The following is a 12,281-nucleotide window of genomic DNA, read 5'->3' as shown; positions in this document are numbered from 1 at the left end:
TCATCCGCAGATTCAGGAAAGTTCACAGATGATCTGCTTTGGTAGGGGCCATACACTTCCTGTTTTATATTTCGATTCGATGTCAGGTCAATCATACAGGGGGCCTTAGGAACGGAAATCACGATAGTGAACGTCGATGGACGGAATGCCGATGCGCTTGCATACCTGATCACGGAATTGGCTCGGTTCGAACACCTGGAACCGCCAACCGATGAAGCTGTGTCCAGACTAAAGCAGGACCAAAGTTCGGAGCGCCCATATCTGGTCGCCCATCTCGCCATGATGGGGGAGGTTCCGGTTGGCTATGCTTGTTACTATTTCACCTACTCCACCTTCCTGGCCCGACCGACATTGTTCCTTGAGGACATTTTCGTGCTCGACCAGTATCGCAGACACGGGGTGGGGAGCAAGCTGCTCGAGTTCTGTCTGGCTGAAGCCCAGAGAAAAGAGTGCGGCAGGATGGAGTGGAACGTTCTGGACTGGAACGCGGACGCCATCAGTTTCTATGAAAGCACTGGTGCTAGGATACTCAAGGAATGGCGGGTGGTCCGTCTCAGGCAGGAGGACTTCGGGAAGTTCCTTCAGCGCCGTGGGAATAACGGTCATTGAACCTTTTCGGGTTCAGACCGCGGGAAACGGACCTTAGAACGTTGCACCCGGATCACAAACCTAACGCCCTTTCCCGGTTCGCCCTCCTCGGTAATGGTCATGCCCGTTATTGCCAGTATCTTCTTTGATAGGAACAGGCCTGCTCCATGGTCTCCGTCCTCGCTCATCTCGAACAGATGCAACCTGCTTTCTTTTGAGATGCCCTGACCATCGTCCTTGTAGATCAGTCCGATGGAGTCAGCCGATTCCGTCAATGAGATATCGATGAGGGAGACGCCCTTACCATGGGTCAGTGAATTGTCAATCAGATTGTAGAAGACCTTTTCGAACTGGGGGTCGGCCAATATCTCTGCGTTCCTGGTGTCAGTCCGCACCACCACTCCTTTTTCGGAGAGCGGTAGGTGTACCTGCGAAATCATCTCATCGATCTTTTGCCATGAAGGGTCCTTGACGCCTATCGCCTGATAGTCCCTCAGGAAGGCCATCTGCTGGGTGATGTTCTTAGTGGCCAATATGATCAGGGAGAGCTGCCTCCTAACCGTATCGTCCGCTATCCTGGCCCGTAATAGTTCCGCGTTCCCGTCGATCACCAGCAATTGGTTCGTAATATCGTGCCGGGTGATCGAATTCAGGATCTGGGTCTTCTCCTCCGCCTCTTTTGCCAGATCGTTGGCCTTCTTGTTCTCCGTCACTTCATGAAGGATAACGAGTTTGCCTACCGCCCGCTGACCGGGGTCCCTTATGGTCCTGAAGCAAGCATCGAAGAATCGCCCTGGGTCTGGTTCGAAGCAGAAGTTGGTTTCGCCTTTGGACACGGCATCCGATAGCACGTCTCCTCCTGGCATGACCTCTCTGAGAGTACGATGGAATGAGCTGTCGTTGGTCGTTCCTGCAATCCTTTCTGCACTCTGGTTCATGAACAGGATGGAACCTCCTTCATCGAGCACCAGTACGCTGTCCTGAATCGTCCCCACTACCCGGTCGAAGGCGAAGGGGACTATCTCGAACATTTCGAACCCGAAGGCACCGATGTAAAGAAGGATCCCGCTGACGAATAGCCCCGCAATAACGAGGAAAGGTCCAGGAATGGATGCTACCTCGATGTAGTTCAGGATGGTGGTCGCCAACGGTATCATCGTGGCAAGCATCACGATTCCTACATGCTTGCGATGCTGGCCTGTGGTGCTGAGGTACCTTCGGATCAGGGTTCCGAGGGCAGCGAAGACGACCACCAGGGTTAGCGCCACGTAGACATAGAACAGGGGCCCGTAATCGGCTGAGAATGATATGAATTCGTTGTTAGAGATCGTGACGTCGGCATAGAAAAGATTGTGGAACTGGTTAAAGACCACCGAAAACCATAGGATGATGGGTACGACCAGAAGCCCGACCATTTTTCTCGAGGTCATCCATCTGCTTCCTATGAACAGGACACAGAATATGAACGAGACTGGCACCGCCCCAAGGTAACCCACATACTCCAGATTGTTCCACAGGAGCTTTTCGGCCAAATCCGGGGCGTTCACGTCCAGGAGGTATCCCCATGCCATCATTATCTCCATGGCCATAAGGGCAACGAAGGCGTGTCGATATTGTCTCCTGCTCCTGGCGAATGCCGCGAAGGCCAATGTGCCATCGATGATGGTCAGACCGAAAACGAGCATTGCCAGGGGCAGGATGTCGACCATCCTTCGCATTCAACACGCCAGGTTATAAAAAACCACGAACGCAAGTATCCAGATTGATAAAAATAAGTTAAGAGGTTTGCGAGGGAAGGAAAATGGCCTGCCGCACAGGACCCTATGGCCTGATTCACTTGGACAGCATATCCTTCAGGTCCTGGTCGACGTTCCCGATCGCCTTCCATCCGTACTTGTCCTGGATCATCTTCCAGTTGTTCGGAGAGACGAAGGCAGGCAGAGTGGGGCCCACCCGGACGTTCTTGATATCCAAGGCTAGCAGCGTAAGCACGATGGCCACGGCCTTCTGCTCGAACCATGAGAGGACGATGCTCAGCGGCAGCTCGTTCACGGACACATTGAAAGCCTTCGAAAGCTCCACGGCCAATATTATGGCGGAGTAGGTATCGTTGCATTGGCCGATGTCCAGATAACGGGGGATGCCGTCTATCGAACCGAACTTCCGATCGTTGAAACGATATTTTCCACAGGCCAGGGTCATGATGACGCTGTCTGACGGCACCTTGTCCGCCATCTCCGAGTAGTAGTTTCTGCCCGGGGTTGCGCCATCGCATCCTCCGATCAGGAAGAAATGCTTGATCTTCCCACCTTTGACCGCATCAACGATCTGAGGGGCGAGACCCAGCACCGCCTTGTGATGGAAACCGGTGGAGAGCGTCGTGCCTGGGCGTTCCGGAAGGTCCCCGATACTCTTGGCATGCTCGATAATCTGAGAGAAATCCTTCCTGTCGGGGATGTGTTTCACCCCCTCCAGTGCGGTTATGCCGGTGGCATAGAGCCGGTCCTTATAGGATTCCGGAGGGATCAGCACGCAGTTGGTGGTGGTCAGGATAGGGCCGCCGAACTCCGCGAAATCCGTCTTCTGCTTCTGCCAGGCCGAGCCGTAGTTGCCGATCAGGTTCTTGTACTTGCGAAGCACCGGATATCCATGAGCTGGGAGCATCTCTCCATGGGTATAGACGTTCACCCCAGTTCCCTGGGTCTGTTTCAGGAGCTCTTCCAGGTCAAGCAGGTCGTGTCCCGTGACCAGTATCCCGGGACCCTTTACCGTCCCGGTGTTCACTGTAACCGGCGTTGGGAGACCGAAATGCTCGGTGTTCGCTTTGTCCAGAAGCTGCATTATCTTGAAGTTCATCATGCCTGCCTTGAGGACCGTGTTCCACGTGTCCTCGAGCGAGAAATCGACATTGGTAAGGGTCTTGAAGAGGGCCTCGTGCATGAAGGCATCGACCTCCTCGTCCTTGTATCCCAGGACCCGGCAGTGATAGGCATAGGCGGCTATGCCCTTCAACCCATAGATCAGCAGTTCCTGGAGGCTCTGTATGTCCTCGTCCTTCCCGCAAACCCCCTTTACCGTGCATGCTACCCCTTTGGCGGTCTGCTGGCACTGGTTACAGTACATCGTCATTCATTTCACCTTGGTAATTCGATGTAAGCTATAATATATAATATCAACCACTATGAAATATTGTAGATTATTGAACATTAACTCTGAATTATCGAAGATTTCGTAATCCATAGTCATAGACATGGACAACGGGTCTTCGCAGGATATATCTTTCAGAGAGGCATTGAATGCCCGGTCGTTACCAATGAACATCCGTTTCTTCATCACCGACGTTTTCTCGGAAAAACCTCTTGAGGGGAATCAGCTGGCCACGTTCCTCGATTTCGGCAGGCTGGATGGTCGCCAGATGCAGAAGATAGCCAAGGAAACGAATTTTTCTGAAACAACTTTCATCACATCAAGACAAGAGGATCGGGGAGGATACGATGTCCGCATCTTCACTCCGGGCGAGGAGATACCATTCGCCGGACATCCGACCCTGGGCACCGCCTACCTCATACGAGAGAAGCTCATCAAAAGAAAGGTCGAAAGGGTCGTCCTAAATTTGAAGGTGGGCCAGATCCCTGTCACGTTCCCCAAGGAGCCTGGAATGGCATGGATGAAGCAGCGGCCCCCCGAATTCGGCAAAAGATTCGAACCGAACGAGGTGGCAGGAATGCTAGGTCTTAGGGAGAGGGACATCGACGACCGATGGCCATCAGAGATAGTGTCCACAGGCCTGCCGTTCGTTATCGTCCCGCTCCGTTCGCTGGATGTCCTGAGGAAGATAAAGATCGACGAGACCGCCCTCCGTTCGATGATCTCCGGAGGAGAGCCGTTCATACCTCTGGCATTCGTTCCCGAAGGTCAGGAGCCTGGTCAGGACTTCAGTGTAAGGGTCTTCCCCGTTCTTGAGGGGATCGCCGAGGATCCTGCGACGGGAAGCGGCAACGGTTGCTTGGCCGCATACCTGGTCAAGAATCGCTATCAGGGTTCACCGGGATTTGAGACAAAGGTGGGCCAAGGCTATGAGATTGGAAGGCCGTCGACCCTATACCTGAAGGCAGCTGAATCTGCTGGAGAGATCGTTGTGAACGTTGGCGGAAAGGTAAGCGAGGTCGCTGCCGGGTATTGGAAGGTGTGATGCGCCAAAGAACCTGGTGTTCGACCGTCCCTGACGGAACGGTTAAATGCATCGGGCTCAAAGACACCCATGAATGTCATCATCGGAACCGGGTCCTTCTGGCAGAATTCTGGTGACCGGGGCGACCGGTCAGATCGGATCAGAGTTGGTGCCTGAGCTACGTAAGAGATATGGTCGGGACAACGTGGTCGCCGCGGGGCATGTAAGAAAGCCCACCAGGGAGATGGAGGATGCTGGCCCTTTCTTGACGCTGGATCTGATGGACCTTGGGGCCCTTTCCGAAACGATGAAAAAGGAAGGGATCGACCAGGTTTACCATTTGGCGGCGATGCTGTCGGCGGTGGGAGAGGAGAGGCCGCAGGAAGCCTGGAACATCAATATGACCTCGCTTAAGAACGTGCTAGACGCCAGCCTCTCCGTTCGGGTCGATAGGGTCTTCTGGCCCAGTTCCATCGCCGCGTTCGGACCGACCTCACCGCGAAACCTGACCCCGCAGGACACGGCCCTCAGACCGACCTCCATGTATGGCGTGACCAAGGTTGCCGGAGAGCTGCTCTCAAACTATTATTTTCTGAAGTATGGTCTGGACACCCGCAGCGTCAGGTACCCGGGGATCATCAGTTCTGAAACCCCTCCGGGAGGAGGGACGACCGATTATGCGGTAGCCATCTTCTATGAGGCGATCCTCCATGGACATTATGTGTGCTTCGTCAGAGAGGACACGGCGCTACCCATGCTCTACATGCCTGATTGCATCAACGCTGCGGTCCAGCTCATGGAATCCCACCGGGACCAGGTCCGCCGACACGACGCCTACAACCTGGCTGGAATGAGCTTCTCCGCAGGTGAATTGGCGGGATCGATCAAGAGCCGAATGCCCGGCTTCTCAGTCGAATACCGCCCGGATAGCCGGCAGCAGATCGCCGACTCCTGGCCCAGATCGTTGGACGATTCCGAGGCCAGGCAGGACTGGGGATGGAAACCATACTTCGACCGGGAAGAAATGGTAGAGGATATGCTATCTCGACTGGAAAGAAAACTGAAGGATGTATGACAGGATTGATCGGATTGGGAGGAATGGAATTGCGCGACCCGACATCATTCATGAAAGACGAATATGAAGAACTGGTCAAGAGCGACCTGGACTGGAAGATAAGGGAGCTGGAGGGGCCGAGCACCGCATGGTGCATGGTCGATGGAAAGAAGGTGTTGATGTTCTGTTCCAATAACTATCTGGGGCTGAGCAACCATCCCAGGCTCAAGGAGGTGGCGATCCGCGCCGTCCGGACTCACGGAGCTGGTTCTGGCTCGGTCAGGCCGATCGCCGGCACGCTGGACCTCCATCTAGAGCTAGAAAGACGCCTCGCTCGTTTCAAGGGAACGCCCGCCTCATTGGTCTACCAGACAGGCTTCGCCACCAATGCCGGACTGATACCCCAACTGGTTGGAAAGGGAGACGTCATAGTCAGCGATGAACTTAACCATGGAAGCATCATAGACGGGGTAAGGCTCTCATACGCCGACCGCGAGGTCTATCGGCATGGGGACGCTGATGACCTTGCCAGGAAGCTCGACGAGATCGAGAAGCACTCTCCGCCGTATCGGAGGATCCTGATAATAACCGACGGCGTTTTCTCCATGGACGGTGACATCGCCCCCCTGGACAAGATCGCCAGACTGGCTGAGGGACATGGGGCCATGTTGTATGTCGACGACGCCCACGGTGAGGGAGTCCTGGGAGAGGGCGGCCGCGGCATCGTCTCCCATTATCACCTGACCCACGAGGAGGTCCATGTCGAGATGGGGACGTTCTCCAAAGCCTATGGTGTTGTCGGAGGACATATCTCTGGTTCGGAGGACCTGGTCCGTTTTGCGATGAATAAGAGCCGCACATGGCTGCTGAGCGGGTCGCATCCGCCGGCGGTGGCGGCCGCCTGCACCGCAGCCATTGACGTGCTGGAACAGGAACCAGGGCACGTACTATCTCTGTGGGAGAACACCAATTACTTCAAGAAAGCCATGAGGCAACTGGGTTTCGATCTGGGACGGAGCGAAACGCCGATCACCCCGGTCATGGTTGGTGACACTATAACCGCCAAGAAACTGAGCCAACGGTTGATCGAGGAACAGGTGTTCGCCCTGCCGATCGTCTTCCCCATGGTGGCCAAGGACAAGGCCCGGATCAGGACGATCATGAACGCCGCCTTGACCAGGGAGGACCTAGACTTCGCCATCGAGAGGTTCTCTGCCATAGGAAAGGAACTGAAGCTGATCGGTTAGTAAGCGAAGTCACATTCATCGTCAACCATCGGTCTCTTTGGATGCGGAGACCTCGACGACATCCTGCCCGTGACCCGGTTGGCTCGCTGGATCCTCGATCCCCATGACGCTGGGCAGGAGGAACGCGGTCGCGCCGATCAAAGCGGTAGGGATCCCTGCGATCAGGAACCATGCCTGGATGCCGATGCTGTCGGCGATCGGCCCGGCGAACGCCATGCCTATGGGGGCGGCCCCCACGGACATGGATGCCATCAGCGCGAAGACCCTCCCCTGCATTCCCTTGGGTATGCAGGTCTGCAACAAGGAATTGAGCGACCCGTTCAGCATCGGCATCATCAAGCCGATGAATAGGACCAGACCCAAAACGATCAGAAATCCGTCATTGGGCACCAACGCCAGCATGGTGATGCCTACTCCTGCCAGAAAGGTGCAGGACATGACCGTGACTATCTTCCTTTTGGTCCCTCCCCATATGCTCAAGGCTATACCGCCCGCTATCATCCCTATGCCAGCAACCACCTCAAGGGTGGCATAGTCGATAACCCCACCATGAAAGGTATTGACCACCAGGATAGGCATCAAGTTGAAGGCGGGAGTGATCAGCATGTTCACCGCCATGAACATCGACATCATGGTCAGTGCCCCACGCCATCCCCGGAAATAGGCGAACGCGTCCTTCAGGTCGAGGAGGATTCTCTGCCTCGGTCCCGTCCTCGGGGCAGGTTCAGGGAATCTGATGAAAAGGAGAGGAATTATGGCGAAAGAGGCGGTGAGTATGTCGAACGCCAGAACCTGTTCGATCGGCAGAATTGCGATCAGGATGGCGGCCAATGGCGGAGCCAGTATGTTCGCAAATCCCATCATCGATTGGTTCATTCCAGCTACCCTAGTAAGGTGCTCTTCGGGAACAAGCATGGCTGTCGTGGCCTGGCTGGCCGGCCAATGAAACGCAGCGAAACAGGCCCTGGCGAACATGACGACGAATATGTGCCATATCTCTGCATACCCCAATGCAAAGAGTATGATCAAACAGAATGTGCTGGCCGCGATGAGCGCATCGGCGGCGATCATCACCCGTCGACGTCTCCACCGGTCAGCATATACACCAGCTATCGGTGTTAGAATGATCTGGGGGACGATCGCCGCGACGCTCGCAATGGCTAGGACGGTCGCAGAACCGGTTTGGATGGTCAGATACCAGATCAAAGCGAATTGAACCAGTTGACTTCCGATCAGTGAGGAGGACTGTCCGGCCCATATCGTGACGAAACGCTTCAACCATTTTTCCTTTACTTCGACCGTCTCACCTCCCCCAAGCTCTAAAGGGCGTCCTATAAATTAATGACACCGTTGATTGAACGGGTCCAAAAGTTCATGCAGCCTCTAAAGTTACGAAAAGATGGTCAGGATGTGAGTCGGGCTCGATTTGGCATCGTTCGAGCGGTAATTATTTAACGGATATGTTTCCAAGGGATATCAGCTCACCATAGAGTTGTCCACTTGTGTCCTCGGTCATGCCGGACTGAGGCTGGCGATTCGGGATGGTTGGCCAAACAAGATCATATTGGTTTGCATGAGTCGTTCTCCTGGCACTCCGCCTTGTCCCCGCAGAGCAGGGCGCTGCCGTGTCCGGTCCTGCGGTAATGGAATATCTTGATCTTGTGGATAGGGAAAGCCAGGAATGTCCTGGCCTGATGGCAGGCCCGACGCAGACGCGCTTCCCTGGACATGAATATCGCTTTAGCCTCTGACAACTCCTTCTTGGGTGAAAAGTAGGTATATATCGGCACGCCGACCGCCAAGAGACCCAGGGAAACCACGATCTGAAACGGATCGACCAGCAGGAGCAGGACTATGCAGAACAAGGAACCGGTCAAAGGAATGATCCTCCGACCGATCAGTTTCGCAGAAATCTCATTGTGCTTTGCCTGTAGCCGAATCGCTGAAATGCAGGTTGCCAGGTAAGTGAATGCCAGCAGGAACACGGAGGAATTGATCAAGGCGCTTATTCCACCGAAGGCTGAGGCCACGAACGCGGTGATGCACAGAATGGTCAGGCCGAGATAGGGGGTGTTCGATGGACCGCGGGTCAGATGGAACGCCTTGGGCAGGAGCCCGTCCAGGGACATGGCATAGGCCAGCCGAGAAGAGCCGATGGTTCCCGACTCGTCAGCTCCGGTGATGGAGATCAGTGCCCCGACACCGACGAAGGCGACGGCGATCAATGCCAATAACCCGCCTCCGAATATTGCCGAGGTGGCATCGATTAGCGGACTCGCAGAGGTCGCCAAAGTTGACTGGCTTACCAATCCGATCACCACGAAATTGGTCAGGAGATAGAAGGCGATGACGATCAGCATGCCCATGACTATCGACTTCGGGATGGTCCTTTCCGGCTTTTCGATCTCATCCGCTGGCAATGTTGAAAGTTCGAAACCAGCGTATGCCCAGAAGATCAGCACCAATGCCTGACCCAGGGCCGCCGTCCCGCCCGTCGCGAACGGAGTGAAGTTCCCTAGGACCAGAGATGGCTGGGCAACCATCAGGATGAGCCCACCGACGATGATCAATAACAGCGGGCCGAGCTTTGCCAGCGTGAGCCCGTCGTTGATCCTGCCGGCAGCCTTTACGCCAAGCAGGTTGGTGAACAGGATGATGACAATGAACACCGCCTTCAGCAGTAGCTGTTCCAATGCCCCCAGACCGGGAATCAATGCGACGAAGTACTGCGCGAAGGCGACGGGGAACACTGCTAGGGAGAACCATTCCGCCAGCAGAAGGCTCCATCCCACGGTGAAGCCTACGAATGGAGTCGACACTTCGTTGACGTAGGCGTAGGGACCCCCAGCCTTCGGTGCCATCATTACGCAATAGGCGAAGGATATCGCGATCACCATGGCCATCAATCCTGCCAGAACCCATATCAGTATCGAGGCGGGACCCAGTAGTCTGGCACCGATGGCGGTCGCCACATAGACATCAGCTCCGATGATCGAACCGACCACGATGTTGGTCACATCGAACGAGTTGAGCTTATGGCGAATGGCGATCTTGTCCATATGATTCACCGGACGGGATTGGAGGTACTCTGTATTGACATTTTTCCATGGTCAGCTCTCGATCAGGTGGAAGATGAAGCGCAAAGCACGAGCTTATCTCGACATCCCATCGGGCAACCTAGATATGCGCGGCGATCGAGATCGTATCGATAAGAGGGGAACGTGATGAAGATCGGAGTGTTAGGCACCGGTTCGGTAGGAAGGGCGAACGCCGCAAGACTGGCACAGTTAGGTCACGAGGTGTACATGGGGACTCGGGACGTCCCCAAAGCGATGTCGCAGGTCGAGAATAATCCCAGGGGCGATCCGCCGATCAAGGAATGGCTGAAACAGAACCCCCGAGTGAGATTGGTCACCTTCAGGGAAGCGGCCGAGAAGGGGGATCTTATCATCAACGCCACAAAGGGAGAGCATTCGATAGAGGCATTGAGGGCGGCGGGAGAACAGAACCTGAGCGGCAAGGTGCTCATGGACATCTCGAACCCGCTCGACTTCTCCAAGGGAATGCCGCCCACCCTCCTAGTATCCAACAGCGATTCCCTGGGGGAGCAGATACAGCGTGAGTTCCCGAAGGCCAAGGTGGTGAAGACCCTGAACACGGTGAACGCCGCACTGCAGGCAGATCCGATGAAGTTGGCCAACGGAGACCATGACATGTTCATCGGTGGAAATGATCCCTCCGCCAAGGCGGAGGTCAGGCAACTGCTGAATCAGTACGGATGGAAGAACGTCAACGATCTGGGGGACATCACCACCGCCCGAGGGATGGAGATGCTGTTGATCATCTGGGTCAATATCATGGGAAAGCTTGATACCCCGTTGTTCAACTTCCGTGTGGTCACTGGCTGAGGCCGTGGATGCATTGCGTCGATGGCTCGGTCGATGACACTCATAACGATCGGGCCCATGGATGAAGATCTGGATTGGTTCCTGGTCATACGCCTCCCAGGGGGTCCCACACCGGTATGTCTGCCCCCGTAGGCAGATCATATCGACCATTGGCAGTATCAAAAATGAGATCGGCCACCTTCTCGGGAGGGTCGCCGTGGAATCCGGTCATGTGGGTGGCGGTATAGCCCGGATAGATGGTGTATACTTTCAAGCGTTTTTCTTCCTGGGCGAGGGAGCGGGTGAACCCCCTTATACCGGCCTTGGTCGCGCTGTACACGGCGATTCCAGAGTAGCCATCTATGCCAGCTCTGCTCCCGACATTGAGCACCATGCTGGTCACAATTGGAAGCATCTCCATGGTCATGATGATCGGGCCCTCCAAATTGGTGCGTATTTGACGAGATATCTCCTCCGGTGTCTGCTCCCTCAACGGCTTCCATACGTCTATCCCCGCATTGTTGACCAGAACAGTGACCTTGCCGAAAGCTCGTTTGATCTCATCCACCACCTGTCTGATGCTTGATTCGTCAGACACGTCGAGTTGCAGAAGCAAAGACGACTTGGCCCCCAGCGCATCACATTTGGCCTTTGTCTCCATGCCTTCCTCTTTGTCCTTCCGGTATGTCATGATCACATTCCATCGCTCGCGGGAGAAACGGAAGGCAGCCTCCCGCCCTATGCCTTCGCTGGACCCTGTGATAATGACGGTTCTCGCAATATTCTCGGTCATAACTATCCCAGTGAATCCGAAGGCTAATAAACCGTTCGCATTCCCAACCCATTGGAGGCGGAATGGCGGATGATCGAGGAATAATCCGCCCTGACCCATATGCCAATATGATCTGGATGGTAATGCTTATCCTTCCAGGATATAGGAGGTCGCCCTTGCCAGGTCATCTTCGAAATCTGTTGGGTAGCAATGACCCATCCCGACGACTACCCTGTACCTGAAAGATACTCCATTCTCTCCCAGGAGTTCGGCCAGCCGATTGGTGGAATCAAAACAATCCCTATCCCGGTCCCCGCATACGAGGTATGCCCTGACCTTTGCCTCCCGCAGCTTCGGTATCAGGGGTTCCAAGGATATCAGGTCCGGAAGCCAGGGACCGACGAGAATGATGCCCTTTGCTTTTACTGCATCTTTGAGCAACATATGCAACGCCACCCTTCCGCCGGCAGAGAATCCGCTCATCACCAAGCGGTCCGGATCGACAAGCTGGTCCATGAGCATCTTGGCAATGTGAATTTCCACTTCACGTGAGCCTACTTCA

11 protein-coding genes are annotated in these 12,281 nt (G+C 55.0%); 5 read left to right on the top strand and 6 right to left on the bottom strand.

Features of this window, described 5'->3' with window-relative positions:
* The first annotated feature begins 126 nt into the window (after positions 1-126).
* A complete protein-coding gene (locus VGK23_00185; protein ID HEY3418954.1) occupies positions 127-609 on the top strand; it encodes a GNAT family N-acetyltransferase in 483 nt (160 codons plus the stop codon).
* On the opposite strand, the gene VGK23_00180 is transcribed toward VGK23_00185, so the two are convergent.
* Together VGK23_00180 and hcp are read right to left on the bottom strand one after the other, a co-directional pair.
* Positions 603-2,306, bottom strand: coding sequence for a histidine kinase N-terminal 7TM domain-containing protein (locus tag VGK23_00180; GenBank protein HEY3418953.1), 1,704 nt, complete (start codon positions 2,304-2,306; stop codon positions 603-605). The genes VGK23_00185 and VGK23_00180 overlap by 7 nt on opposite strands.
* A gap of 115 nt (positions 2,307-2,421) precedes the next feature.
* Entirely contained in the window at positions 2,422-3,717 is a 1,296-nt protein-coding gene (gene hcp / locus VGK23_00175; GenBank protein ID HEY3418952.1) for a hydroxylamine reductase, read from the bottom strand.
* A gap of 184 nt (positions 3,718-3,901) precedes the next feature.
* Here hcp and VGK23_00170 point away from each other — a divergent pair, with 184 nt between their 5' ends.
* From VGK23_00170 to VGK23_00160, 3 genes are all read left to right on the top strand, one after another.
* The gene (locus tag VGK23_00170; GenBank protein HEY3418951.1) at positions 3,902-4,780 is read left to right on the top strand and encodes a PhzF family phenazine biosynthesis protein; all 879 of its coding nucleotides are present in this window, start codon (positions 3,902-3,904) and stop codon (positions 4,778-4,780) included.
* Positions 4,781-4,853: 73 nt separating this feature from the next.
* The gene (locus tag VGK23_00165; protein HEY3418950.1) at positions 4,854-5,834 is read left to right on the top strand and encodes an NAD-dependent epimerase/dehydratase family protein; all 981 of its coding nucleotides are present in this window, start codon (positions 4,854-4,856) and stop codon (positions 5,832-5,834) included.
* A 29-nt stretch (positions 5,835-5,863) separates the two neighbouring features.
* Complete coding sequence (locus tag VGK23_00160; protein HEY3418949.1) at positions 5,864-7,060, top strand: aminotransferase class I/II-fold pyridoxal phosphate-dependent enzyme; 1,197 nt, start codon at positions 5,864-5,866, stop codon at positions 7,058-7,060.
* Positions 7,061-7,081: 21 nt separating this feature from the next.
* Here VGK23_00160 and VGK23_00155 read toward each other — a convergent pair whose 3' ends face one another.
* Together VGK23_00155 and VGK23_00150 are read right to left on the bottom strand one after the other, a co-directional pair.
* Positions 7,082-8,338: an MFS transporter gene (locus VGK23_00155; protein HEY3418948.1), complete on the bottom strand. Its 1,257-nt coding sequence runs from the start codon at positions 8,336-8,338 to the stop codon at positions 7,082-7,084.
* Positions 8,339-8,619: 281 nt separating this feature from the next.
* The gene (locus VGK23_00150; GenBank protein ID HEY3418947.1) at positions 8,620-10,119 is read right to left on the bottom strand and encodes an APC family permease; all 1,500 of its coding nucleotides are present in this window, start codon (positions 10,117-10,119) and stop codon (positions 8,620-8,622) included.
* Positions 10,120-10,284: 165 nt separating this feature from the next.
* On the opposite strand from VGK23_00150, the gene VGK23_00145 reads away from it, so the two are divergent.
* Positions 10,285-10,968: an NAD(P)-binding domain-containing protein gene (locus VGK23_00145; GenBank protein HEY3418946.1), complete on the top strand. Its 684-nt coding sequence runs from the start codon at positions 10,285-10,287 to the stop codon at positions 10,966-10,968.
* Positions 10,969-11,053: 85 nt separating this feature from the next.
* Here VGK23_00145 and VGK23_00140 read toward each other — a convergent pair whose 3' ends face one another.
* Together VGK23_00140 and VGK23_00135 are read right to left on the bottom strand one after the other, a co-directional pair.
* Positions 11,054-11,740: an SDR family oxidoreductase gene (locus VGK23_00140; protein ID HEY3418945.1), complete on the bottom strand. Its 687-nt coding sequence runs from the start codon at positions 11,738-11,740 to the stop codon at positions 11,054-11,056.
* 126 nt (positions 11,741-11,866) lie between these two features.
* On the bottom strand, positions 11,867-12,281 hold a 415-nt coding region (locus VGK23_00135), incomplete at its 5' end, for a hypothetical protein (GenBank protein ID HEY3418944.1).

The organism is Methanomassiliicoccales archaeon (assembly GCA_036504055.1).
Classification (GTDB): domain Archaea; phylum Thermoplasmatota; class Thermoplasmata; order Methanomassiliicoccales; family UBA472; genus DASXVU01.
This window is presented reverse-complemented; position numbering and strand designations above follow the sequence as displayed.

Bases quoted from the DNA above. Each gene is read 5' to 3' on its own strand.
- VGK23_00165 (HEY3418950.1), top strand. From the start codon at position 4,854: ATGTCATCATCGGAACCGGGTCCTTCTGGCAGAATTCTGGTGACCGGG.
- VGK23_00140 (HEY3418945.1), bottom strand. From the start codon at position 11,740: ATGACCGAGAATATTGCGAGAACCGTCATTATCACAGGGTCCAGCGAA.
- VGK23_00180 (HEY3418953.1), bottom strand. From the start codon at position 2,306: ATGCGAAGGATGGTCGACATCCTGCCCCTGGCAATGCTCGTTTTCGGT.
- VGK23_00150 (HEY3418947.1), bottom strand. From the start codon at position 10,119: ATGGACAAGATCGCCATTCGCCATAAGCTCAACTCGTTCGATGTGACC.
- VGK23_00170 (HEY3418951.1), top strand. From the start codon at position 3,902: ATGAACATCCGTTTCTTCATCACCGACGTTTTCTCGGAAAAACCTCTT.
- hcp (HEY3418952.1), bottom strand. From the start codon at position 3,717: ATGACGATGTACTGTAACCAGTGCCAGCAGACCGCCAAAGGGGTAGCA.
- VGK23_00145 (HEY3418946.1), top strand. From the start codon at position 10,285: ATGAAGATCGGAGTGTTAGGCACCGGTTCGGTAGGAAGGGCGAACGCC.